18 protein-coding genes are annotated in these 25536 nt (G+C 52.1%); 2 read left to right on the top strand and 16 right to left on the bottom strand.

Annotated features, from left to right (window positions below; genetic code table 11):
- Window positions 1-216 precede the first annotated feature (216 nt).
- On the top strand, window positions 217-1827 hold the full coding sequence (locus HFP08_RS20820; protein ID WP_168122538.1) for a sensor domain-containing diguanylate cyclase: 1611 nt from the start codon (window positions 217-219) through the stop codon (window positions 1825-1827).
- A gap of 151 nt (window positions 1828-1978) precedes the next feature.
- On the opposite strand, the gene HFP08_RS20815 is transcribed toward HFP08_RS20820, so the two are convergent.
- The 9 genes from HFP08_RS20815 to HFP08_RS20775 all read right to left on the bottom strand — a co-directional run bounded on the left by HFP08_RS20815 (window position 1979) and on the right by HFP08_RS20775 (window position 14416).
- Window positions 1979-2983 carry an SGNH/GDSL hydrolase family protein gene (locus tag HFP08_RS20815; RefSeq protein WP_168122537.1) on the bottom strand — a complete coding sequence of 335 codons (1005 nt, stop codon included), beginning with the start codon at window positions 2981-2983 and terminating at the stop codon, window positions 1979-1981.
- A gap of 79 nt (window positions 2984-3062) precedes the next feature.
- Complete coding sequence (locus HFP08_RS20810) at window positions 3063-4418, bottom strand: FAD-dependent oxidoreductase (protein ID WP_168122536.1); 1356 nt, start codon at window positions 4416-4418, stop codon at window positions 3063-3065.
- 61 nt (window positions 4419-4479) lie between these two features.
- Complete coding sequence (locus HFP08_RS20805; RefSeq protein ID WP_168122535.1) at window positions 4480-5343, bottom strand: carbohydrate ABC transporter permease; 864 nt, start codon at window positions 5341-5343, stop codon at window positions 4480-4482.
- A 14-nt stretch (window positions 5344-5357) separates the two neighbouring features.
- Entirely contained in the window at window positions 5358-6254 is an 897-nt protein-coding gene (locus tag HFP08_RS20800) for a carbohydrate ABC transporter permease (protein ID WP_168122534.1), read from the bottom strand.
- A 117-nt stretch (window positions 6255-6371) separates the two neighbouring features.
- Complete coding sequence (locus HFP08_RS20795) at window positions 6372-7775, bottom strand: ABC transporter substrate-binding protein (protein ID WP_168122533.1); 1404 nt, start codon at window positions 7773-7775, stop codon at window positions 6372-6374.
- A 114-nt stretch (window positions 7776-7889) separates the two neighbouring features.
- Complete coding sequence (locus HFP08_RS20790; protein WP_168122532.1) at window positions 7890-9524, bottom strand: response regulator; 1635 nt, start codon at window positions 9522-9524, stop codon at window positions 7890-7892.
- Window positions 9514-11322, bottom strand: a complete 1809-nt coding sequence (locus HFP08_RS20785) for a cache domain-containing sensor histidine kinase (protein WP_168122531.1) — start codon at window positions 11320-11322, stop codon at window positions 9514-9516. The genes HFP08_RS20790 and HFP08_RS20785 overlap by 11 nt, the downstream gene beginning before the upstream one ends.
- A gap of 217 nt (window positions 11323-11539) precedes the next feature.
- The gene (locus tag HFP08_RS20780) at window positions 11540-11878 is read right to left on the bottom strand and encodes a hypothetical protein (RefSeq protein ID WP_168122530.1); all 339 of its coding nucleotides are present in this window, start codon (window positions 11876-11878) and stop codon (window positions 11540-11542) included.
- A 102-nt stretch (window positions 11879-11980) separates the two neighbouring features.
- The gene (locus tag HFP08_RS20775; protein WP_240941659.1) at window positions 11981-14416 is read right to left on the bottom strand and encodes an EAL domain-containing protein; all 2436 of its coding nucleotides are present in this window, start codon (window positions 14414-14416) and stop codon (window positions 11981-11983) included.
- A 245-nt stretch (window positions 14417-14661) separates the two neighbouring features.
- On the opposite strand from HFP08_RS20775, the gene HFP08_RS20770 reads away from it, so the two are divergent.
- Window positions 14662-15711, top strand: a complete 1050-nt coding sequence (locus tag HFP08_RS20770; protein WP_168122529.1) for an acyltransferase — start codon at window positions 14662-14664, stop codon at window positions 15709-15711.
- Window positions 15712-15786: 75 nt separating this feature from the next.
- Here HFP08_RS20770 and HFP08_RS20765 read toward each other — a convergent pair whose 3' ends face one another.
- From HFP08_RS20765 to HFP08_RS20740, 7 genes are all read right to left on the bottom strand, one after another.
- Window positions 15787-17628 (bottom strand): cache domain-containing sensor histidine kinase, encoded by a 1842-nt coding sequence (locus HFP08_RS20765; protein ID WP_240941658.1) that lies wholly within the window; start codon window positions 17626-17628, stop codon window positions 15787-15789.
- A 22-nt stretch (window positions 17629-17650) separates the two neighbouring features.
- Window positions 17651-19285 carry a response regulator gene (locus HFP08_RS20760; protein ID WP_168122528.1) on the bottom strand — a complete coding sequence of 545 codons (1635 nt, stop codon included), beginning with the start codon at window positions 19283-19285 and terminating at the stop codon, window positions 17651-17653.
- 112 nt (window positions 19286-19397) lie between these two features.
- The gene (locus tag HFP08_RS29360; RefSeq protein ID WP_240941656.1) at window positions 19398-20162 is read right to left on the bottom strand and encodes a type 2 periplasmic-binding domain-containing protein; all 765 of its coding nucleotides are present in this window, start codon (window positions 20160-20162) and stop codon (window positions 19398-19400) included.
- Window positions 20159-20935, bottom strand: coding sequence for an extracellular solute-binding protein (locus HFP08_RS29355; protein ID WP_240941654.1), 777 nt, complete (start codon window positions 20933-20935; stop codon window positions 20159-20161). Before HFP08_RS29355 ends, HFP08_RS29360 begins: the two co-directional genes overlap by 4 nt.
- A 201-nt stretch (window positions 20936-21136) precedes the next feature.
- Window positions 21137-22009, bottom strand: coding sequence for a carbohydrate ABC transporter permease (locus HFP08_RS20750; RefSeq protein ID WP_168122527.1), 873 nt, complete (start codon window positions 22007-22009; stop codon window positions 21137-21139).
- Between the two features lie 12 nt (window positions 22010-22021).
- Complete coding sequence (locus HFP08_RS20745; RefSeq protein ID WP_168122596.1) at window positions 22022-22981, bottom strand: ABC transporter permease; 960 nt, start codon at window positions 22979-22981, stop codon at window positions 22022-22024.
- A 1502-nt stretch (window positions 22982-24483) separates the two neighbouring features.
- Window positions 24484-25527, bottom strand: a complete 1044-nt coding sequence (locus tag HFP08_RS20740) for a LacI family DNA-binding transcriptional regulator (RefSeq protein ID WP_168122526.1) — start codon at window positions 25525-25527, stop codon at window positions 24484-24486.
- Window positions 25528-25536: the final 9 nt, after the last annotated feature.

Genomic DNA, 25536 nt, shown 5'->3' with positions numbered 1-25536 from the left:
AATCTAATTCCAGTTATACACAAAATAAAAATGAGCAAAACCATAATAAGCTTCTTATTTGTCATAATGGTAATAGTGATTCGACACGGAGGCGACAATTCCTTCACTTTGCGCCATGCGTAATTATAAAATCGCAGAATAAATGGACCTTCCACCTCTAGCATGTAGTATAATGTAGGGAATTGTCGAATTATGAAGTGCATATGAGGTGATTCTATGAAATTTTCCTATACCCAAAAACATAAAATCAAATTCTCTACCTTGCTCACCGCTCTGGTAGCCGCTTCAATTCTGTGCACCCTTCTTATCCTGCTGGTCACATCCTACAAATCGGAGAAGGACTCGCTGATCAAAACAACGTTAGCGCTTAATTATTCGAAATCCGAGAAGATGAAGGATACGGTTAATTTCCTGTTCAAATCCATGAAAACCAGTCTTCAGGAAACGACACAGTATTTGGATCAAAATAAAAATTTGACCGACGATGAGGCGCAGCACAGCCTCGAATTAATCCAGAACACGAATCGTTATTTCAACTCCATTACATGGGTGGACGAGACGGGCTTGATTCGCAATATTGCTCCTCTGAGCGTCGGATTAAAGAATACCTACATTACGAACGAGCAAACAGATGCCGCATTGCGTTCCAGACACCCCTACGTGTCCGCGCCATTCGTGGCCCCGACAGGACGATTGCTGCTGCTTATCAGCGAACCGTTCTTTGACTCGAAGGGCAGCTATCGAGGATTAATCGGAGGCACTATCTATCTGGAAGAGAATAATATTCTTAACGAAATACTTGGGCAAAGCGCGATGGATTTGTACAACTCCTATTACTATGTCGTGGATAACAACGGAAAGTTGATCTACCATCCGGATAAATCCAGAATCGGCGACCAGGTGACCGCCAATCCCATTGTGCGACGTATGCTGAACGGAAGCAGCGGCATGGAGATTACCACAAATACGTTAGGCATTGAGATGGCGGCGGCTTACAGCGTCGTGCCCGAGACGGGTTGGGGCATTGTTCAGCAAACGCCGATGTCCTCCATACAGGAGCGATTGAACGAGCATATTCGCAAGATGCTGCTCTACACCCTTCTCCCGTTCTTCGCGCTCTTGGTTCTCTCGATCATTCTTGCTGAGAGATTAACCAGACCGTTCGTGAAGCTGGCGAACTTAATGAAGGAATTCTCTTCCGGCAGACATGTCCAACTGCCTCCCATTCAATCGCATTGGAATCGAGAAGCGGATTATTTGACAAGGTCGGTAACCGAAGCCATTGATACGATGCAGAAGAATCAAGATCAACTGGAGCAGAAAGCGAAGACCGATCCATTGACGGGACTCAGCAATCGACGAACGCTGAATGAAATGATGGAAACCTGGTCGCTCCGCTCGCAACCTTACTCCGTCATGATTATCGATATCGACCACTTCAAGCTAGTGAACGACACCTACGGGCATCCCGCAGGAGACGAGGTGCTGAAGCAGCTTGCTTCAACGATTGACGCCATCGTTAAGGACAACGGACGATGTTTCCGTTACGGAGGCGAGGAATTCGTTGTGCTGCTGCCTAGCTTCACAGCCGTTGAAGCTTATTGGTTAGCCGAGCAGCTGCGCAAAAAAACAGAAACGACGATTACTCCGGTAGGCAAGCCGGTCACAATCTCAATCGGCATTGCAGAATTCCCGATGCATGCCAACATTCCGGAGAAGCTGTTCAGCTTGGCGGACCAAGCCTTGTACCAATCCAAGCATGCCGGACGCAATCAGACGACAATCGCTAGAGCTTATACGCATAATTTGCCTGCAGCCTACCAATGATAATGATAGTGCTATATGGATAAGAAACAGCATCACTATTCAGTGGATCATCCAAATTCCTCCTCAAAAAAAAGGCTCATCAAGTTAGACAAAAACGACCTTAAATAGGTTACAGTCGCATTGTCATAACAAGATGAGCTTGCATTGAAAACTATTGATTGGAACCTCTCACTTCAACCGACTGCAGAATGCAGTCCTGAAAACGTTCCCCCATCAGGCGGCTGCCCTCCGTGTTCGGATGAAGCTTGTCCGGCAGCAGATGCGCGTCCTCTTCGCCGAACCAGTCCAAGCCACTGCGATAATGCAAATTGTCGTCGCCGCGCTTCTGAAGCATGGCAACCACCTCGGAAATTTCTTCACGCATGCGAATAAGGCTGTAGCCGACTAGGTTCTCCGACGTCTCGCGTTCACAAGCATAGATGGGCGATGTGACAATAATCGGCGTGCCGATATGCTTCTCTCTAATGATTTGAATGAGTCCAATAATAGCAGCCTGGAACGTGCGCGGTCCAAGCGAGTTCTTGCCTTGCACGTTAATGCCGAGACAGAGGGTAATCAGATCAGCGGGCAAGTCGCGAATCATGCGGGCTACCATCGGCTCCAGATGGCAATTACCGCCATAACCTAGCGCGGTAACATTGAAATCCGCTTTGCGGGCCGCGATTGAAGGCCATGTCAGAGTCGGACTGTCTGAAGAGCCGCATAAGGTGATCGAGCTGCCATAAGCCACCCATTTCGGACGATGATCCGGCGCAAGCTCAGCCGTCGCTTGGTCGTCAATCTCGACCTTCGTAATGGTCATTGCGGCTCTTTGCGGCAGCCACAGCTCAATGATTTTGCCGCCAGACGGCAATCTCGTCCAGCTCGCCTCGGAGCCGCCCGCTTCGATTATGGCCGTCCCGAATAGCCTGCCGTCCGTCATGCAATCGATTTTAACCTCTTCCTGCACCTGCTCGCAGCGCAGATGAATGGACTCGGAGCTGGTCTGGAAGCGCAAGCGCGCGCCGCCGCATAATTCCCCATGTCCGTTCAGGCCGTCAGGCGGAAACAGCTCATAATCCCGATAAGGAATACGCCAAGGCTTCCAGCCATTCTCCCGTTTCTCTACGGATACCACTCCCGCGAACCATTCCTCCGACAATTGCAACGCCTTCACTTCCAACACCCTTTCGAAAATTAGCATTTCTTTCTAGTTTAAGCCTGTTGTAAGCAGGATTCAACCTATTTCGGAGGGCTTAATTGTCTATATACTTCTCGCCGAGCCATGCGCCGCGCTCCAGAAGCCGCTGTTGAAGCAACGACACCCGTACATCTCTGGACTGCCCGCCTGACACCAGAGACATAGCCGCAGCCGTTCCCGATGCTTGTCCCATGGCGAAGCAGTTCGGCATAACCCGAAGCGAGCCCTGCACCGCGCGGTCAGCGGATGCCGCGCGTCCCGGTACCCACAGATTGTCAATGCCAACAGGCAACAGCACCCGGTAAGGCACCCCATGCGATTTTCCCGGCGGCAAATGCGTGAAATGCATGTTCGCCTTGCTGTTGGCCAAGTGAATATCGATATAATAGGCATTCCGCGCAATCTCATCCTCGAAGGATCGCGCCTCCATGAAGTCCTCGGCCGTCAGCACATAATCGCCCTGGATACGTCTTGTTTCGCGAATGCCGAGCTGTTCGCCCGTCGCGATTAGATGAGCCCGTTCGAAGCCCGGAACATACTTCTGGAAGAAGCGCAGCTGACGCTCCGTCAAGCGACGTCCTTCAATCGCTCCGCGAGTAAGATCCTCCGCCTTCGTACCGTCGACGCCGAATACATGGCCGAAGTTGACGCCGACGAGATAGTCGCTGACCCATGCCAGACCGGAGATCGACTTGCGGCCTTCGGGCAATGCGCCTTCCTCGATAGCTCGCTCCACCGTCTTATGCAGTTGGCCTGTATCGCCCGTCTCCTCCAGAAACCGCTGAAAACGTGCGCGATCGACATTCGCCAGCATATAGCACATGCTGCCCGGCTGGAGCTCACCTTCTTCGCCGCCCTTCTGGAACGGAACGCCCGCCATGGCCGCGATATCCGCATCGCCGGTCGCATCGATCACATACTTGCAACGTACAACCGAACGTCCTGTTTTGTTGACGGTCACAACGCCTTCCACTCGCTTGCCGTCCTCGGACATGACAATCTCGCCAACAAAGGTATGATAGAGAAGCTCCGCTCCCGACTCCAGCACGGCATCGTCATAGACACGCTTCAGCACCTCGGGATCAATCGGCACCCAGTCGAGCATGTGCTCATACTTCTCCCAATACTCCTCCGTGCAGGCGCGTTTCATGCGTTCCATCAGTTCGAGTCCGATGCCGCGTATAATCGGTTTTTCTTTATCGGTAAATGGGCAAAATGCCGGCACTAAAGCGACCGTGCCCATCCCGCCCAGAAATCCTCTTTGTTCAATTAGAAGCGTGCTCGCGCCGTTCTCTGCGGCGCTGATTGCGGATGCGATCCCGGATGCGCCGCCTCCGATGACAACCACATCCACCGACTTCGACACAGGAATGCGGCTCTCAGGTATTTTTACATAGTCATGCTGTTCCACTCATTGCGCCTCCTTCAATCTTCATCATTGTTTTCCCCAAACGTTCCCGCAGCTATAGAGATCAGCCCTTCAACGAGCCCGCCGTCATTTGCATAAAGGATTTGTTCGCGACAAGATACACAACCAGCATCGGAAGCACGGACAAGCATGCTCCGGCCAGCATCAGATTCGTCTGCATTGCAGCCGAAGAGCCGTAGCGCAAATTCGCCAGTCCGACCGTCAGCGTCTGCAGATGCGGATTGGTCATTGTGAAGACGAGCGGCAGAATATATTCATTCCACGCATGTCGGAACGCGAAGAGACCGGATACGCCGAGCCCCGGGGCGAGGAGCGGCAGAATGACGCGATAGAAAGTCCGCACGAAGCCCGAACCGTCGATCATCGCCGCCTCGTCCAAATCTCTCGGAATCGACTTGAAGAAGCCGGTGAGAATGAAGAAGGTCGTCGCATGCGCGCTGATCAGAATGAGGATGACGCCCCATAAGGAATTGTTGAGATGCAGCTTCACCATCAAATCATACTGCGGTCGCAGGACAACCGCGCCTACCGATATGAACATCGTGGAGGCCTGCACAGCCACGTAAAGCTTCTTGCCAGGAAATTCTCTGCGATCCACAACATAAGCCGCCATAGCTGCGACAAGCAGCGTTCCAACGGTCGAGGCGATGCTGAGAAATGCGCTGTTCCATGTAAATCTGGCGAAATTCGTCTGATCCCAAGCTTCCTTGTAATTCGAAAACTTCCAGCTCTCAGGCAGAATACCCGAACCTGTCATTAGCTCCGAGCTCGACATCAAGGAGCCGGTCATCATCATAATGAGGGGGAATACCGTGAGAATCGTCGTAGCCAGCAGAAAAACAAGAACAAGAATTCGTGTCGCCCATTTTCCAATCGGCCCTTTTGTTTTTTCCACCTCTTGATTCATGCTCGATCAGCCTCCTAGTAAACCTTGTTCATTTTTCTGCTGAGATAATAATAGAGCGCTGTAATCACGCCTACGATAAGCGCGGTTGCGAAGCCGACAGCGCTGCCGTAGCCGATCTGCTGATCCACCGGAGGACCTGACGATACCGGGAACAGCAGCTTATACAGATAGAGATACATAACCTCTGTCTTGCCGACCGGACCGCCTTCCGTCATTACCATGATGCTCTCATAGCCCTTCAGCGAAGCGATAATCGCCAGCATAATAACCACTTGCATGACGGGTCCGAGCATCGGAACCGTAATTCGCCAGAACCGCTGGGCGCCGTTCGCTCCGTCGATCGACGCGCTCTCATACAGATCCTTCGGTATGCCCTGCAAGCCGGCGAGGAAGAGCAGCATATAGTTACCGACCGCTCCCCAAGCCGCAACGATGATAACCGTCAGCATCGCGTGATCGGGTCCGAGCCAGTTTATCGGAGCGCCAATAATATGGTACTTGAGCAGAAGCTGATTCACCATGCCGTTGTAGGAATTGAAGATAATGTAGAACACGACCGCAATGACAGCCGTAGATACGACCGTTGGCATGAAATAGACCGCCCGCAGAAAGTTGCGGCCCTTGAAGCTGGCATTAAGAATAACGGCCAGCAGCAGGGACAACGGTATGGTAATAAGCAGCTTGCCGCCTGCGAACACCATCGTGTTCACGACCGAATCCCAGAACTGATCATCCCGCAGCAGTCGCTCGAAATTATCCAAGCCGATGAAGATTTCTTGGCCATAGCCGGAATAATCGTAGAACATATAGCGGAGCACCCATACCAGCGGGTAAATGCCGAGCACAAGGGTGAAAATAACGCTTGGGAGCAGAAACAGCGAGTTTTCCTGCAATCTCCGTAGTTTTGCCACTTTTCTCTCCTCCTAGGGAAATCGATGTCTCTAGCCGTCAGGCGCATGGAAGGAAAGCGGCCTTCGCCGTATTGCGCGAAGGCCGCCGACATGCTATTGGATTCGCCTGCTTCTTGATTATCCTTGAAGCTTCTTCGGATCAAAATCTGGATCAGGCGTTACCGTTACGTCGCCCTTCTCTATCGCCTTATCCAGTGCGTCATTGTAACGAGTATTCAGGTCGGCAACAATCTTGTTCAAATCTCCGCCCTCGATCATGTACTTGAAGAACGCGTCGCCATAGTTAAGGCCTTCCGGAGTTACGGTCGGAGATACCGGCCACATGGAATCGAATTTACCTACCAGGAAGCCCTCCATGCCCTTCACATCCGGCTGCTTCGCTTTCTCTGCGATGCTAGGAACAATCGCAATGCCGAAGCCTTTCTCATGATAAGTCGTCATAATCTCATCGCCTTGCATGTACTCCATGAATTTCCACGCCGCATCCTTATGCTCGGAAGTGGCGCTTATGCCCATCCATGTTCCTGCGGATACGATCTCGGAGGTGCCGCCGCGTTGTCCGTCAATTGTCGGAGGGAGCGCGCCGCCCCAATTAATCTCAGTCGGGAATTGATCCTGATACACGCCAGGCTCAGTCGAGAAGCAGAGATACATGCCGATCTTGCCAGCAGCGAATTGCGCGCGAAGCGGATCGATGTCGAGCGATTCCGCTCCAGGAAGCACGCTGCCGTCATCCCACATTTGCTTGTAATAATCTACAACCTGCGAGTATGGAGCAAAGTCAAATTTGCCGGTGTTAATATCAAAGCCCAAACCTTGATGACCGCTTAGCGACAGAATCTCGCGAACGGAACGGTCGAAGGCGCTCTTCGGATTTTTGAAGTTAAGCGCGAAGCCGTACACTCCGTCCTTCTTGCCAACTTCCGTAATTTTCTTCGCATCGGCAACCATCTCTTCCAGCGACTGAGGCGGAGCGGCGATGCCCGCCTTGTCGAACAGATCCTGATTGTACACAAGGCGAAGAGTGAGGCCCGTGTTCGGCAAGGAATAGAGCTTGCCGTCGAATTTGTTCACGCCGTCGATGATCATCGTCGAGAACTTCTCGTTCAATTCATCCGTCATATACGAATCGATTGGAGCCAGATAGCCCTTCTTCACGAAAGTGCCCGTATTCGCGCTCTTCAGACGAAGCAAGTCCGGAGCTTGATTGCCAGAGAAAGCGATATCCACGCTTTGATTATAGTTCTCCGACAGCACAGTCAGCTCAACCTCGATATTGTCGGGATTGTTCGCATTGAAATCGGCGATAAGCTCCTTGATATATTCTTGGTCATGACGATCATCCGTCCAGTAGGAAATCGTCGTCTTCTCTGCCGGTTTGGATGAGGCCGACGGGCTTGGATTGTTCGATGCGCCTCCGTTACCGCTATTGCTGCCTTTGTTGTCTGCATTGTTGTTGCCGCATGCCGCCAGCATAAGAACCAGCGCTGCCATAAGAATGATGCCGATTGAACGTTTCATGTGCAATTCCCCTTTTTCTATGTGATAGCTTACGATTGCCTTGGCTTGACTTCAGTATAAATGGTTAGACATAAGAAAGGAGCGTGGCGAAGCCACTCTCCTGGTGCGGTCATTTCATGATATCCCGTCAGTCGCGCCTCCCGCATGATAACTGTCGCGGAATTCGGAGGGCGTCATTCCCGTGGTCCGTTTGAACATATCGCTGAAATAACGACGTTCCTCGTACCCCACCGCAGCCGCAACTTCTTGCACCGGAGTGCCGCCGACAAGCAGCGATTTGGCAATCCGTATTCGTTCTGCCGTCATATATTGCGTAATCGTCATGCCCATGATTTTCTTGAATAAGCTCGAATAATAACTCGCGCTAAGATGGACCTGCGAGGCGCACTCGGATACCGTGACCTCGCGATGTAGATGTTCATTCAAATATTCAATCGATTTATAGATAATCGACTGCCCCTCTGACATTGTGCTCTTCCGGACCAGTTCGGCGCCTTCCCTGCACAGAGCTTCCAGTTGCTGCTGCAAGGCGCTGAAGGCAAGGCCTGTTGCTTGTTGAATCCTTTTGAATCGATCTGCCAAAGGCTGTATCTCCGGATATGGAATCAATTCATGGAAGATGCGCATAGCTGCGGCGGCAAGCTCCTCGTACAGACTTAACAGATAATCGGGATTCGGCTTCTCGGAAAGCTCCTGAAGCGACTTAGCCATATTCGCAAGCAATTCCCCTGCTTTCGCCGCATTGCCGGCGCGAAGCACAAGCAGCAGCTCATCCTTATAATCCAGCGTAACCGTAATTGGCTGTTCCATCTGCGAGACATCCTCATAGCTGATTACCCCATTGCCCGAGGTATAGAGATGATGCAGGAGCGCCCGCTCCGCCTGACTGCATGATTCGGGAAGACCGCTGATCCCAGCCGCAACGCCGCCAACTCCGATAGATATCGTAAACTTCGTAAATTGCTCGATATTACGACAGCATTGCTCCGCCCATGCAATCCCTTCATTAATATGACTCGCATTCATCATCGCGACAAATCGGTTTTGCTTGAATCGAAAAACCAGGCTTCGCGTATGCTCGTTAAGCGTTTCTTCTACAATATTTTGCAATGTGAATCTGGTAAGCTCCCTTTCGTGAACGCTCATCTGCTCAATTTGCTCCTGAAAGCCGTCAATTTCGAGCTGCATGACGGCAATATTTTCCGGCGCCAGCTGCATATCCAGGTAAGCCCAGCGTTCCGATGCCTGGGACCAGGGGACGGGAAGACTGAGCAGCAGAGAGACATATTCCTGGCGCAGAAGCGGAAAGCTTTCTCTTAATTTGCGTTCCATCGCCTCCACGTTCAGAAGCTTGTTCCGTTCCTCTATAATCTGATTTCTCGCTTTGACAGCGGCGGCGAGAATGTCCTCCTCGGTAAAGGGCTTCACGACAAAGTCGAAAGCGCCGAGCTTGATTGCCTCTCTTGCATAGTCGAAATCCGTGTAGCTGCTGATTAGAATCATCTTGCACGCTTGATTATGCTCCAGCACGGCGCGAAGCATGGTTAATCCGTCCATGCGCGGCATGCGAATATCCGTGACGATAATATCAGGGCTCTTCTCCTGAATCAGCGCAAGTCCGTCTTCTCCGTTGTACGCTGTCCCGATCATCTCTATACCCTGCTCCTCCCAATCGAGCGAGGACAAGCCTTCCACAACGCTGCGAATATCATCTATAATGCATAAGCTGATTCGTTCCTCATGCTTCATCGTCGATCATTCCCTTCACTGGAATAGAGAGCAGTACGATCATGCCTTGTCCGGGTTCACTATCAATAGACAAGGACGCCTCCTCGCCGTAATACAACTGTAATCGCTGGAGCAAATTGCTGATTGCGTATCCCTTGCTCGAGCCATGCTGCATCAGCTCTCTCTTCGTATCCGCATCAACGCCTGCCCCATTATCCTCAACGCGAATCAGACAGAACTGTCGCTCTTCTTTCTCCTCCAGGACATCGGTCATCTCGATGACAACCGCGATACTTCCTCCGGCTTCCATGCCGCTAAAGCCGTGCAAAATGCAATTCTCAACGAGAGGCTGCAGCATGATGCGCGGCACCTCCAACTCTCGCAGCGACTCCTCCTTCAGCTCAATGCTATAATCGAAGAGCTGCTCATAACAATACTTCTGCAGCTCCAGATATTGACGAGCATGCTGCATTTCCTTCTCGAGCGTCGTGAAGTCCTTGCCTTTGTTCAGCCCCAACTGGAATAGACGGGATAAAGAGACGACCATATGCTTCGATTCCTCGGTCTTGTTCAGCTTCATCTTCCAATAGATCGTATTCAGCGTATTATAGAGGAAATGCGGATCCATCTGAGCCGATAACGCCTTGATTTCAGTCGTCCGCTTATTCGTCTCCGCGAGCTTCACATCATCAATGAGACTGACAATCTGCTCCAGCATTCGATTGAATCGAAGCCCGATTTGAGCGAGCTCATCGCCATTGTGAACCTCAAATCTGGCTGTAAGATCATTATTTTCGACCCGCTTCATCACCTTCATCAATTGCTGCATCGGACGCAGCAGGATACGGATAAAGCCGGTGGAAAGCAGCGTTACCGCTATGAAACAGCCAATCGCGATAAACACCATGGTCCACTTCAAATAGGTCAGATCCTTAAGCACATTCGCCTTGGATTGAATGGCGACAATCTTCCAATCATTAAGCCCGAGCGACGCGTAATTGAAATAATAGGGCTCGTTGTTCAGGTTATGAATGGTATATCCCGCATCCTGACCATGGATCAGCTCCGCGAGCGCTCCGCTGTCCACCGCTTTCTGAACAAGCTCGCTTGTCGCTCTCGTCACAAGCTCACTCTCGCCATCCACCAGAAATTGCGTCGAACCACCTTGCGAATTCGGGCCGATCAACCTAAGCAGCCCGCTCTCGCGAATGTTGACGACCACGTACACATCATGCAGCCTCACGTTCACATCCGAAATGGGCTCGAGAACGAGCGAGACAACACGCTGCTTACCCGTGAAGAGCTGATCCTCGTGACCCTCGATCCAGATATTGCGATTCGCCTCCACCATCCGGTCATAGAGCGCTGTATCCCGGAACGTAACCGAATGATTACGGTTAATCGATAACGGATAGAAATCTCCGATCGGCGTCGAGACGTAGATGGAATGGATAAGCGGCTCTGCTACCCGCGCTTGCGAAAATACATTGTCCAGGTTATTCAAATGCTTGTAATAGGTCGTGGAATCGCCTGCCGATACGCTCGACAGCATTTCCTTGAACGGCTCGCTGATCATGAAGGTCATCATGACCAGCATCAGCTTGTTCAGCTTTTCATCTAGAATTTGAGAGGACTTCACAACAGTGTCCTGAGTAAGCGAAAGCGATTTCTCCTCCAGCGTTGAAGCGGATATATAATAAGACAGCACGCCTGTCACGAGAACCGCTATAATTGTAACGGCGAGGAAAGCATATTTCAGCTTATTGCGAAAAGATAGCGGTTGCATCCATGTAGAACGATGCCCTGGGTTCCATGTCATTCTGTCACATCCTGCTCCTTATTATGCCGCCAATTCATCTTGTCATGCCTTAGAACTATTAATTATACCAGCTGCGGCAAGAAAAGAATAAGCGGTAGAAAGACTGTTGAAATACGGTGGAACCATTGCATTGTAACGCGAAAAAAACCCACAGCCGCGCACGGCCGGGGGTTTCTGAATTTGTTATAGATTGATTAGTCCGCTTGTTCAAGCTCACTCACTGCATAGTGGTCCGTCCCAGCAAAGCTTCAATTTCTTCATCCGTCCATGCTCTGTGCAGAACATCCGCAATTAGAATTTCAGGCTTGTCCTTCTTCACAAAATGGATCGACTTGAACTGGTAACCGCTCTCCTTCGCCTTCGTGTAGAAGTGGCAGAACTGATTGGCGCTCTGAACCGCTTCCTCTTCGTTGTCGAAGACGGCGATCTTGTTGCCAAAGCCGAGCGGATTTTTGCCATGCTGAATGCCCAGCTGAAATTTCGATTTACACTCTTCCTCCATTTGCTTCACGATAAGCTCACTGTCAAAACAAGAGACACGATATTTGACTGTCATCCTAATCACCGCTTTCCAGCTTGTCGTTGTATGGCTTACCAATGAATTACCCAAGACTGGAAATTTGAAACGCTATGCGCTATGCCTTGTCGTCCGCTCCGCTTATTTTGCGGCCCTCATCATTTCCAGGAAGGCTTTCTCCAGCTCGTTTGCCGGCAGCGGCTTGCTGTAATAATAGCCTTGAATCTTGCTGCAGTCATTATCCGTCAGAATATCAAGCTGGTCCTTCGTCTCGATGCCTTCCGCGATCACATCCATCTTCAAATGCTGCGCCATGGAAATAATCGTGGCCACAATTGCCTTGTCGTTCGCATTCACTGTAATGTCACGGATAAAGGATCGGTCGATCTTCAGCTTGTGAATCGGAAGCAGCTTCAAATAGCTGAGCGAGCTGTAACCCGTTCCGAAATCATCCAGACTGATGCGAATGCCGTTAGCGGTCAGCTCATTCAAAACCGGATTGGACACAACGGGATCCATCATCATGCTCTCCGTAATTTCCAGCTCCAGGTATTGCGGTTCGAGGCCTGTCTCCTCCAAAATCTCAAGAATATACCTCGTCAGATTCGGTTGATGGAATTGCTGCGAGGACAGGTTGACCGAAACCGGGATTAACGGACCTCCCGCATCATGCCACTGCTTCATTTGCCGGCACGCTTCCCTGAGCACCCATGTGCCAAGCTCGTAGATCATCCCGGTCTCTTCGGCAATCGGGATGAACGCTCCCGGAGATATGATGCCGCGCTTGTAATGGTTCCACCGCACAAGCGCCTCTACGCCAATAATCGTGTCGTCACCGGCTCGAATCTGAGGCTGATAATGCAGGAAGAACTCATCGAGCGCGAGCGCCTTGCGCAAATCGGATTCCAATTCGATCTTCTCCTGCAACTTCTTATGCAGCTCGCTGGAGTAGAACTTGTAGCCATTCTTGCCGTTCCTCTTCACTTCATACATGGCGGTATCCGCGTTTTTGAGCAGTTGCACCGTATCCGTACCGTCACCCGGATAGATAGAGATGCCGATGCTGGCTGTCACATAGAAATCGTTGTCCTTCAAATGATAAGGCTGTCCGATCTCCCGAATAATTTCCTCTGCCATCACGCCAAGCTCGTCGTCGTTATATCGGCCTCCAACAAGCAGCGTGAATTCATCGCCTCCCATTCTGGCCAGAACCGCTTCCTTGCCTGCAATGCTCCCGCTGATCCGCTTGCTCACTTCCTTCAGGAAAATATCCCCGTAGAGATGACCGAGGGAATCATTGATCATCTTGAAACGGTCGATATCCATAACCATGACTGCGAAGCGGGAAGCTTTTTTCGTAATTTCGAGCGACAGCAGCTGATCGAATCTTCTTCGATTCGGCAATCCCGTGAGTTCATCATGAAAGGCCAGATGCTGAATCCTCTCCTTCGATCGCTTCTCCTCCGTAATGTCCCTGGCCATAATATAGTTTCCGACAATTTCTCCATCGACTTCAACGGGCACATTAATGACGCTCAGATCAATTCTTCGGCCATCTTTGTGAATGACAGCTGTTTCGTAATTCTGAGTTTGCCCGGCGAAGGAGCGCATGAACATTTCTCTTGTTTGCTCGCGTTCTTCCTCTACGATAAAATTCAGCACATCGCCTATCGGCCTATGCATAAGCATATCACCGGTAAAACCGGTCAGTTCCGTCATCGCGGGATTAAAGCCGATAATGCGCTGCTGCAAGTCAACGGTAATAATGCCGTCCTGATTGTTGTTGAATAGCGATTCATGCCATTTGAACCCTGCTTCAATCTCCCGATCCTTGCGTGCCATGCGCCCCGAGATAAACATCGCGTACATGGACAACCCCAGCGTAACCAAAGTGCCGCCAACAATGAAATAGGCGAGCCGCTTCTGATCCAGCACGATGCCCATCATCGAATCCGACTTGCCGCCCATATAAAAATCAGCCGCCAGCATTCCCGTGTAATGCATGCCGACTACCGCCGCTCCCATAATTAAACCGCTCAGCGCTTTCTTCCATAGGAGTCCTCTCCCGCTTCCCCTATGGAAGTAGAACGAAAGCCAAAACGCCACAATGGAAGCGACGATCGCAATCACGATGGACAAGGCGAAATACCAGGGATTATACGTGATGTCAACCTGCATCGCCGCCATCCCGATATAATGCATCGCCGATATCCCGGCGGCAAGCAGCAGTCCGCCGCTCATTAATTGCCTGATTTGCAATTCACGCTTGCACACGATCGACAACGAGAAGAAGGAAGCCGCTATTGCCGCCACGACGGATATAAGTACAATAATCGGGTCATAAGCGACCGGTTCATGCAGCGAGAAGGCCAGCATGCCGACGAAATGCATGGACCATACCCCCATTCCCATCGCCACCGCCCCGAACAACAGCCAAATCACTCGAAAACGACCCGTTGTCGAGCTGATTCTGCCTACCAGATTAAGCACCGTGTAAGAAGCCACTACCGCCACAATATAAGAGAAAACGACCAGCGGCCAATCATAGGTGCCGTGCACATGCTCCATATGTTCCATACTTGCTCCTCTTTCCCGTTCATCCGATGTTGAAGCCTTATCCTTTCGACAAGTTGCGACAACATTCCTTATCTATATATTCGGTTTTTCCGAGCCGGGATGTAATAGACGCTGGTCAAAAAAACCTCGCCGGGCGCAAAGGTACCGTATAGCTAGACATACTATAATATTACATCTATTCAGGTCTCAAACGAAGAGCTATAATTAACAAAGTCTTAACATTCGACATCTGGAGAGAAAAAACCTTGAAGAGAAATATTTCCGAAATAAATGTGGCAAGAGCTATAGCGATCGCAGCCGTGCTGCTCATTCATGTGACAGCCAGCCCTCGTGCGGATGTGCCCTGGGGAAGCTTGTCCGCTCCCGTCTATTTGATCGTGAATCAACTTAGCATGTTCGCCGTGCCCGTATTCCTGTTCATCAGCGGACTTGTGCTGTTCTATCGCTATCACGATGATTGGAGCTGGAAGCAGGCTCTCGTCTTCTACCGCAAGCGGATCGCTTATATTGTATTGCCTTTCGTTCTTTGGTCGGTGCTGTACAGGCTGTTTACCCCTCTCCTCCATCATCAACTGCCGAGCTTTGAGCCAAGGGAGTTTTTCTGGAGCCTGGTGTGGGGGAAGTCTTATTATCATCTTTATTTCATGACGATCATCATTCAGTTCTATCTCGTCTTCCCGTTCCTGGTTGCGCTTGTGCGCAAATGGAGAATGAGGCCGTACCAACTGACGCTGTTCGGTATTGTCGTACATGCCGCCTTCTACTACGTGCATCATTGGGTCCATCCATTCGATCATAAAGCGGCGCTTATGCTGAATTATTTCACTGTGTTCTGCGTCGGTGGAGCTATCGGCATGAGATACAACGCATTCACTGCTCGAAGCAGACAGCTATGGTGGACATTCGCTCTGGCTGCTTCGATCGGCTTCCTCTACATCATTCTGCTGCTGGCCGCGAAAGACGGTATGAGGTACCCGCTTTCCGTCTATGACATCCTGTATTACGGATATGCCATTATGGTCGGAATCAGTCTGCTGTGGGTCGGCAAGCTGCTCTGTGAACGCGTGACATGGATAACAAGCTCCATACTCCAATTAGGCGCGGCCTCGTTCGGCATCTATCTTGTCCATCCCGCCGTCTTGACCGTCTGTCGCAGCATCTATCATCCGCTGCCGCAAAGTCCTTTCTATTCTCTGTACAATCTGATGTTGTTCTTCGCTTTGCTTGCTTGCTCCTGGCTGATTGTTCGACTGACAAAACCAATGAAGTTCTCATGGGTAATTTGGGGGAAGTAGCTGTATTTCAATTGAAAAGGCACCCGGGAGGGTGCCTTCATTCATTCCTATGATTCGTCTCAAGGGGTAACCGAACTACTCTGCCATGTCAAGCTTCAGGCGCACGGCGATAACGGTGCCGACGCCGACGAGGGATGAGATGCTGATGCCGTAGCTTTCCCCGGCATACAGCTTGATTCGCTCATTCACATTGTAGAGACCGTAAGAGCTGCCATTGCCGCTGCCCCGGAGGATGCTCTGTTCATGCGGAGCAACCGTAAGCAACTGCTGAACCAGTATATCCTCCATACCGATGCCGTTATCTTCAATCGTGAACAACAGATCATCTTGCTCACGCTTTGCGTTGATGACGATTCTCCCGCGTCGATCCTTCGCCTTGCGTATGCCATGCAGCAGCGCGTTCTCCACGATCGGCTGCAGGATGAGCTTCGGCATAAGCTGCGACTCCAGTCCGGGCTCGCAGCGAAGCTCGAAATCGAAGGTATTCAGAAAGCGGCTTTGCTGAATTTCCAGATACACCTCGGCAAGCTGAAGCTCATCCGATACGCTGACGACGCTCTTGCCCTTGTTCAGGCTGAGGCGGAAATATTTGGCCAGATTGTCGATCATCTGACTGATCTCCGTCGCGCCCATGCCAATAGCCGTCCAATTGATCGTATCAAGCGTATTATAGAGAAAATGAGGATTAATCTGCGCCTGCAGCGCTTGCAGTTGCGCCTCTCGTTCATGAATCTTCGAGGTATATTTCTCCTCTACCAATGTCCGCACGCGCAGAATGAGATGATCGACGCTTCGCTCCAGCATGTGAAAATCGCCATTCACCTGCGGAAGCTCGTTCAATCCGCCGTCCCTCGTTTCCTTGCCGTCCCGCATATCCTTGCTTTCTCTGCGAATCGCCGTGATCACATGATTCACCCTGCGGTTCATGCCTCTGACGATAATCGCGAGCAGAACGAACGGCAGCAGCAGGAAGAGCGCCGAATATTCGACGATCGACGTCCACTCGGACCGTTTCGTCTGCTTGAGCGATTCCGGCGACAGCTGCGACTCCGTGCCTTGGGCAATCAACCGCCAGCCCACCTGCGGCAGCGTGGTGTACATAATATCGTTCACCTCGGCATCGATACTCGCCGTGCTTGTTCCTTCGCTCCCTTGCAGCACTTCGGCCACTGTGTCATTAATTCTCGTGCCAATGAGCGCGGGGTCGGGATGATAGAGGATGATGCCGTTCGAATCGACGAGATACACCTGAGTACCCGGAGAGAATTGCAGCGTGGAGAGGATATCCGACACCATCCTCGCCTGGATGTCGATCATCAAGACGCCGATTACATTGTCGTAATGGTCAGGATCGCGCATCATGCGCGCGGCGGAGATAATCTCGGCATTGCCGACATCAAGGAAATTCTCCTCGTATACCCCCGACCAAACGATGCCGCCGCCTGCGTCGATAATGGCAGGATACCATGGATCATCCTTCAAGCTGTCGAGCGAGAAGAAGTTAATTCGCTCGCCGGAGTATACCTTGGATTGATCGACGAACAGTCTCATATGGAATACATCCGAATTCGACTGCACCGTATCGACAAGATACCGCAAATCCTTGATCACCTCGATTTGCGTGCCGATTGACCGATCATCCGGGCGAATGGACAGATACTCATACAGCTTGACGTTCATGAACGCTGCATCGCTGATATCTTCAATACGCTCGATGCGGTAGGATAAGTTGCTGCCCGCCTGCTTCAGCGCTTGATGCATCGTGCGCACGACCTCGTTCTTCAAGATGGAGGCCGAGCGTTCGTAATACCCGTACAGGAATATGGCCGCAGGAACGACAATGAGCAGCAGATACGCAATCAGCCATGGGCGAGGAATGGAGAAACGGTGGATAGCCTCCTTGCTCAAGATGTTCAATCTGGACAAGAGCTCTGAGAGTCTACGCATATTGATCACGGTATACGCTCGGCGTTACGCCGGTCGCTTTTTTGAACAGCTTGGTGAAATAACTCGGGTCGGTATAGCCGATCGCATAGCAAATATCATAAAACTTGTATTGCGGATCGCTGAGCAGCTCCTTCGCCTTCTCCACACGCACATGCGTCAAGTATTCGTTGATCGTCTGTCCCGTATCTTGCTTGAACAGGAGGCTGACATAGGTTGGGGACAAATAGACCGCCTTGGCAATCTCGGAAACCGTTAAAGCCCCGTTCGAATATTGCTCCCCGATAACCGCCTTCACTCTCTCCACCACATTCGCCAGCTTGCCGGACCGCTTCTCCCGAATGCGCTCTCTTACCGCTGAGAGATAAGCTTCAATTAATAAGCGCATCTCCTCCAGCGTTTCCTTCTCGAACAACGCCTCCCACAGAACGGTCTCCGACGATTCAAGCTCCGAGGATTGCGCGCTGATTTCCAGCAGAATTTGTCCCGCCGCAAGCACGATCTGCAAGCATACGTTGCGCCCGTACTTCAATCCGTCGCGCCGGTTGCGGTTCAAATCCGCGAATATTTCGTCCAGAATGCCCCGCAGCTTCGCCTCGTCATCCGCCTTCAACGCGGAAATCAGCTGCTCGTTGTACACCCAATCATAGCGGCTTAAACGCCCCTCTTCCGAATCCCGATTCTCCAGGCTGTCCATTGTAATGATGCGGTTCTTGCCCAGATACCATTTGTAATCCGCCGCTTCGCGCGCTTGCTTGTAGGCCGCAGACAGGGCGGAAAGCTCGTCGACTTGATCGCTGATGCCGATTGTGACGCCGATTTTCAAATATTTCTCGAGGTTCGTGCGTATTTCGCCGGCGAGCGCGAAGAGGGCTTCCGCGCTGTCCGCCTGCTCCTGATCGCCTTCCGCCCTCAGAATGCATGCGAACTCGCCATTCTGAAATTCGAAGACGTAGCCTCCGAGATAATTCCCAATCAATTCCTCGCTTATATTCTGAACGGAGTACCATAGAAGCTGGCGATCCCGCTCCGTTCGGCTGCCCATCACCTCGGCCATATCATCAATTGAAATCACCATGACCCAATAGGCTCCGTCAAGGGGAAGATTCAATCCGAGGAAGGATACTCTCTCCCGAAGATCCGCTTTGGAAGCGCTGCTCGCGAGCAGTGACAGCAGAAACTTCTCTCGCAAGAGCGGCATGCCTTCCTTCAGCTTGACGAGCAGGTCCCGCTTCTGCAGCTGCTCCGCACGATCGTTGTCCATCTCGGCCACTACGCGCCGGATGACCGCCGTCAGCTCTTGCAGATTGACCGGCTTGAAGATATAATCCGCCGCGCTGACCTTGAGCGCAGACTTCAAATAATCGGCATCGTCATGGCCGCTGACAAAGATGATTTTGCAATGAGGGTATTTCTCCGACACCTTCTTAGCCATCGTCAAGCCATCGAGATTCGGCATGCGAACATCGGTCAGAATGAGATCCGGCTGCTCCTTCTCAACCATCTCCAGCGCGACGTCCCCGTCATCTGCCTCGCCCATCAACGCAATGCCGAACGAGGACCAGTTGAAGTAAGTGCCGAGCCCCAATCTTACTGTAGGCTCGTCATCCACAATCAGAAGTTTGTACATCCTCAGAAGCCCTCCCCTTCCGCCGCCCGCGGATCATGATATCGTCAAGAAAGCGGCGCGCGCTTCCAAGAGCGCGCCGCCGCTAATCTCATGCTTCTATTCTTTCGCAAGCTTATTTATTCGTATACCATTCATTGATTTCCTTCTCGCTTGCTTCTTCTCCAGCTTCCTTATACTTCTTCTGGAAGTCGGCCAATCCGTCGAGCGATTCCGCGCCTGCGATCAATTTCACCGTGTAATCGCCAACCATCTGTTCCAGCTGTTGGTTATTCTTCGCGTACTGGGGCAGGAACGGCGCCATGCTAAGCACGTTGTCGATCTTGTATTCGTCCGGCAGATCATTGTTCAGAGATTTGAACACTTCGAACATAACCGGGCTTTTGCGAACGCGCGCTTGCCAGTAATCCGGATATACCCTCTCATCGCCTGCCAGCAGGAAGTTGTTCGCCAGGTTGCGCTCATCGGAGAAGATCGGAAGAATCGGCATAAAGCCGCCGTCGTCTTCAACGGTGTAATGCACGCCTTCTTGGCCGATTGCCATTTCCTTGAAGGTATCCGACTCGAGCGTAGCGTTAATCCATTTGATCGCATCCTCCGGATGATCGGAAGCTTTCGGGATAAACGTTATGCGGTCGAAGCCGATATTAGCCGAGAAGCCCGCTTCGCCGTTCGGTCCTTTCAGAGCGCCGACATATGCGAATGTCGCGTCCGGAACATTCTTCGTAAGCGCGTCGGACAGGGAAGGAACATCCGCCCAGTGAACGATGATCGCGCCAGCCTTGCCGCTGGAGAATTTCTCCTTCGCCGTCGCATCCTTGTTCGCAACGAACTCTTGGTCGATCAAGCCATCCTTGTAGAGAGAGGATACATAATTCACATAATCCGAGTATCAAGCACTCTCGGCACAAGCTTGCCATCCACGTCATTCCAGGCATTCGGCATGCCGAATGCGCCCGTAATATCGTCGAGCATCGCTTGATCTCCTCTTATCGTAAGAGGAACATTTTGCTTGCCGTTGCCGCCGGGATCCTTCTCTTTAAACGCTTTCAATACGGCAACCAATTCATCCGTCGTTGTCGGCATTTGCATTCCGACCTTCTCCAGCCAATCCGTGCGGATCAGAATGCTGGTGCCTACTTTATAGTTAACCTTAACCGGCAGCGCATACAGCTTGCCGTCAACCTTGAGCGCATCCATCGATTCCTGGGATACCGCTTCCTTGATGTTCGGTCCGTATTCGTCGATGAGCGGCTGCAAATCCACGAGCGCGCCCTTCTGAGCGTAATCGGAGTACAGCGCCATATCCGCGCCGTAGGTGACGAGATCATAATTTTCTCCCGAGCCCATCAGCAGATTCAGCTTGTCTGCCGCCTTGTCCTGCGGAAGCATGTCGTATTTCACTTTGTAGCCTGTTTTCTCCTCCAGAAGCTTCGCGACGGGATACGTATTATAATCTTCATTTTGCCAGATGCTCAGTCTTCTCAGTTCCGGTTTGGATGCGTTCGAATCATTCGTGGACGAATTCGACCCCGTATTCGCTCCATTCACATTCGAGTTCCCGTTGTTGTTGTTCGAGGAACATGCCGCCATTACCATGACGAGCATCGCTGTCAACAGCAGCACTGAAATCGTTCTGAATCCTTTTCTCATAGCTAGACCCTCCTGATTGTATACTTAATTTATCATTAATTCCCCGGCAAATCCAAGGCAGAGAATTCACGGCTGCGAGAGACCTGGCTGCGTATGCCCCGGTTTGTTCGGGAAAGCTAATGCGCGCTTGCTCAACCTTGCTTAACATGACTCGACATTGCTTTACATGACTTGGCCTCACTTGTCGCCCTGCCTGCTGAATTAGCCTTTGACGGAACCGATCAGGACGCCTTTGATAAAATACTTCTGCAAGTACGGATACACCAGCAGAATCGGAATGGTGGAAGCGATAACGGTTGCCGATCGGACGCCCTCCGCCGGCACGTTCATCAGATCATCCGCGCTTTGATTCAGCTTGGAGGAATCCGCATTGATCACGATATCTTGCAGATAAAGCTGCAGCGGCTTCAAATCCGTGCTGTTGATGTAGATCAGCGGATTGAAATAATCATTCCAATAATAGACGGCGTAGAATAAGCCGATGGTCGCCAGCACCGGTCCGCTGAGCGGCAATATGATGCGGAAGAGTATCGTATAGTTGCGCGCGCCTTCGAGCTTCGCCGATTCCTCCAGGCTGATCGGCAAACTTTCGAAGTAGCTCTTGATTACCAGCAGATTGAACACACTGATGAGCGCCGGCAGAACGAGCGCGCTGAGACTGTCGATCATGCCGAGCTGTCTGATGAGCAGATAGTTTGGAATGATGCCGCCGTTGAACATCATGGTGAAGATGAACAAGACGATGACAACGCCGATGCCGGGAAGCTCGCGCTTCGACAGCGGGTACGCCGTCAAGGCTGTCAGCAGAAGAGACAGGAGCGTTCCGATGACCGCCACCGAGATGGATATGAACAGGGAATGAAGAAATTGGCCGTTGGTGACGACGTATTTCATCGTATCGAGCTGGAAACCGACAGGTATGATGCCGACCTTGCCGGAGACGATCGCCCACTCTTCGCTGATCGACTTCGATAATACATTCGCGAACGGAAGCAATGTCATGAGTCCCATTGCGATAAGGGCAATGTAGATGATGCTGTCAAGCGTATAATCTCCAAGCTTCTTGCTCTGCATGTTGTTCGCCTCCTACCAGATGCTGCGATTCAGGAACTTCCGACTAAGTCCGTTCCCGATCACAATGAGCAGGAATCCGACCAGTGAGTTGAATAAGCCAACCGCGGTGCTGAAGCTGTAATTTTGCTGTCCGAGCCCTAATCGGTAGACAAAGGTCCCGATGACATCTCCGTTCTCGTAGACGAGCGGATTGTACATCGTCAGAATTTGCTCGGTGCCCGCTTCCAGCAGATTGCCGATGCGAAGAATGAACATAAGCACGATGATAGGCAGAATGCCGGGAAGCGAGATCGAAATCATTTTGCGAATCCTGCCCGCTCCGTCGATCGAAGCTGCTTCGTATTGCTCTTGCTCGATACCGGCGATGGCCGCGATGAACACGATGGCGTTCCAGCCGATTTCCTTCCAGCCTGCCGTGAAGACAACGACGCTTCGGAACATATCATTGTCCGTCATGAAGGAGATCGGATTGCCGCCGAGCGAATCAATAACTTGATTCACGATGCCGCTGGACGGCGAGAGAATATTAATGAACAAACCCGAAATAATAACCCAGGAGAGAAAATGCGGCAGATAGATAATGGTCTGAATCGTTCGTTTGAAGAACATCTTCCGCACTTCATTGAGCATAAGAGCGATAACAATCGGAATCGGGAACAGAAGCACGATCTTGTAGAGCGAGATGAGCAGCGTGTTCACGAACACTTGAATGAATTCCTCCGAATGAATCAGCTTGCTGAATTGCTCCATCCCCACCCATTCGCTGCCCGAGATGCCAGTGAAGATATTAAAATCCTGAAAAGCGATAACAATGCCGTACATCGGCGTATATTTGAATAATAAGAGGAAGACAATGCCTGGGATCAACAGGATATACATATCCAGGTTGTTGCGGACTATTTTCCAGCGATTTCGCTTTACCTTGAGATTTGCGCCCGTATTGGCGCTTGCGGATGGCTCGCTTACTTCCATCACCTTCATCTGCATCACCTTCGTTTCTCTGTCGTAACTCCATATTAGCCAAGCAGCGGGGAGTCGAGTAGAAGGCAATCCTTTCATTTCTGGTACTATCCTACTTTTGTTGGGCGGACTCGTTCGGAGTATGCTTTTGGTGGGAGGAGGCAAGTCGGATTTTCCGACTTGCGGCGCTGGATGTGGGCGACGGGGTGCGGGCGACGGGGTGCGGGCGACGGGGTGCGGGCGACGGGGTGCGGGCGACGGGGTGCGGGCAAGTCGGTTTTTCCGACTTGCAGCGCTCGATGCGGGCCCACGGGCGCGCGCAAGTCGAGTTTATCGACTTGCAGCGCCGGTTGTGGGCCCGCGGGAGCGCGCAAGTCGAGTTTATCGACTTGCAGCGCTGGATGGGAGCGCGCGGGCGCGCGTAAGTCGAGTTTATCGACTTGCAGCGCCGGTTGTGGGCCCGCGGGCGCGCGTAAGTCGAGTTTATCGACTTGCAGCGCTGGATGGGAGCGCGCGGGAGCGCGTAAGTCGAGTTTATCGACTTGCAGCGCCGGATGGGAGCGCGCGGGAGCGCGCAAGTCGAGTTTATCGACTTGCAGCGCTGGATGGGAGCGCGCGGGAGCGCGTAAGTCGAGTTTATCGACTTGCAGCGCTGGATGGGAGCGCGCGGGAGCGCGTAAGTCGAGTTTATCGACTTGCAGCGCTGGATGGGAGCGCGCGGGAGCGCGTAAGTCGAGTTTATCGACTTGCAGCGCTGGATGGGAGCGCGCGGGAGCGCGTAAGTCGAGTTTATCGACTTGCAGCGCTCGATCTGGGCGTGCGAGCTCAAACGAGCGTAGACCTGTTCAATCCCAAGTTCCCTGCTCCAGAGTTACTTTCTACTCCTGCAGACCATCCCGCGCTCCTTTTCCACGTTCCAGAGTTACTTTCTACTCCTGCAGACCATCACATGCTCCTTTTCCACGTTCCAGAGTTACTTTCTACTCCTGCAGACCATCACATGCTCCATTTTCACGTTCCAGAGTTACTTTCTACTCCTGCAGACCATCCCACGCTCCATTTTCACGTTCCAGAGTTACTTTCTACTCCTGCAGACCGTCCCGCGCCCCATTTCCACGTTCCAGAGTTACTTTCTACTCCTGCAGACCGTCCCGCGAGTTGAGAAAACAAAAAAACGACCCGTCAAGGTCGTCTGTGGCTGCTGCATGTAGATTCGTCATCTTTGGCAGCAGTATTGCATTGGCTGCATGATACATCCCGGTACTCCTGCGACTATGCGGGTCTGTAGCTCCACACCTCTGAGATGCTGCAATTATGCAGCTCTGTAACACTGCAGCTACCGACAATGCACCTCTGGAAGTCCATATCCCGGCATTCTTGAAACGCTGCAATGCTGCAGGGCCATATCCCGGCATTCTTGAAACGCCGAAATGCTGAAGGGCCATATCCTGATATCTTGCAACGCTGAAATGCTGCAAGTCCGTATCCCTGCTATCTCTGCATCCCCGCATCGTCTACAGCTTAGCGATCGTATTCCCTTCGTAGAACGAGCCTCGCAGCCGCACCTGCTCGTAAGGCAACAACGGATTGGCGATACGGCGCAGCATGAGCTCCGCCGAGCGTTCGCCCGCCTCCCGCACAAGAAGAAGCGGCCGCGACATGCGGGGAAAAGCCGAATTGGCTTCGTTCTCCATCCCCACCAAGGAGAGCTGCCTCGGAATGCTCAGCTGGAGCCGTTCGGCGGCGGCATAGATCCATTCGGCCATACCGGGAACCGCGCTGATCACAGCCGTGAAACGCCCGGTGCCAAGCTTGCCGAGCAGCTGCTCCATCCAGCTTTCCCGGTCGCCCGCCGGAATCGTCATATGCAACTCAGGATCGGCAAGCTCCGGCAGCCCGAGTCTCTCTACCGCCGCGGCAAATGCCTTCCAGCGCAGATGAAAGCCCCTGAGCGGTTCAATATCCACGGCGTACAGAATACGCCGATGCCCACAACGATACAACTCCTCCACCGAGCGCTGCACCGCATATTCCACATCCCAGATAACGCTGTCCACATCCGCCAAATCCGGCGGGTAGTTGATCAGCACCTTGGGAATCGGAAGCGCAAGCAGCTCCGCCTCCATCCATTCGGGAATCGCCGCCGTCAGGAACAAGCCGTCTGCGAAGTACAGCTCATTGCGCTCGAGCCAGCCGCGAAACTTCACTGCGTCCGCCTCCGGCAAGGAGCTAGGCACAATGAGCGGCGACAGCGAATGGCCAAGCTCCTCCATTCGAATGCGAACGCCTTGCAGCTGCTGCCGATGGAAATACGTATCGCCGATGATGAGCATCGCGAATCTTCTTGGCTTTGCGTACGCCCAAGGAATGCGTTCCGCCGACATGCCCGCCTCCTGCTCCTTCGTCCGGTAGCCAAGCTCGCGCGCCCGCTCGACCACTTCCTTGCGAGTCGACTCCGACATGCCCGGAAGTCCGCGCAGCGCCTTGGATACGGTATGAATGGTCAGGCCCAGATCATCGGCTATTCTCTGCAACGTAATTCCCTTCTTCTTCGGCACAAACGTCTC

Origin of the sequence: Paenibacillus sp. HB172176 (genome assembly GCF_011947265.1) — a bacterium.
Taxonomy (GTDB): Bacteria; Bacillota; Bacilli; order Paenibacillales; family Paenibacillaceae; genus Pristimantibacillus.
The sequence above is the reverse complement of the archived record's forward strand: the minus strand, read 5'-3'. Positions and strand labels throughout refer to the sequence as shown.

Bases quoted from the DNA above. Each gene is read 5' to 3' on its own strand.
- HFP08_RS20780 (WP_168122530.1), bottom strand. From the start codon at position 11,878: ATGACAGTCAAATATCGTGTCTCTTGTTTTGACAGTGAGCTTATCGTG.
- HFP08_RS20820 (WP_168122538.1), top strand. From the start codon at position 217: ATGAAATTTTCCTATACCCAAAAACATAAAATCAAATTCTCTACCTTG.
- HFP08_RS29355 (WP_240941654.1), bottom strand. From the start codon at position 20,935: ATGAGAAAAGGATTCAGAACGATTTCAGTGCTGCTGTTGACAGCGATG.
- HFP08_RS20745 (WP_168122596.1), bottom strand. From the start codon at position 22,981: ATGGAAGTAAGCGAGCCATCCGCAAGCGCCAATACGGGCGCAAATCTC.
- HFP08_RS20775 (WP_240941659.1), bottom strand. From the start codon at position 14,416: ATGGAACATATGGAGCATGTGCACGGCACCTATGATTGGCCGCTGGTC.
- HFP08_RS20790 (WP_168122532.1), bottom strand. From the start codon at position 9,524: ATGAAGCATGAGGAACGAATCAGCTTATGCATTATAGATGATATTCGC.
- HFP08_RS20805 (WP_168122535.1), bottom strand. From the start codon at position 5,343: ATGAATCAAGAGGTGGAAAAAACAAAAGGGCCGATTGGAAAATGGGCG.
- HFP08_RS20795 (WP_168122533.1), bottom strand. From the start codon at position 7,775: ATGAAACGTTCAATCGGCATCATTCTTATGGCAGCGCTGGTTCTTATG.
- HFP08_RS20760 (WP_168122528.1), bottom strand. From the start codon at position 19,285: ATGTACAAACTTCTGATTGTGGATGACGAGCCTACAGTAAGATTGGGG.
- HFP08_RS20785 (WP_168122531.1), bottom strand. From the start codon at position 11,322: ATGACATGGAACCCAGGGCATCGTTCTACATGGATGCAACCGCTATCT.
- HFP08_RS20750 (WP_168122527.1), bottom strand. From the start codon at position 22,009: ATGCAGAGCAAGAAGCTTGGAGATTATACGCTTGACAGCATCATCTAC.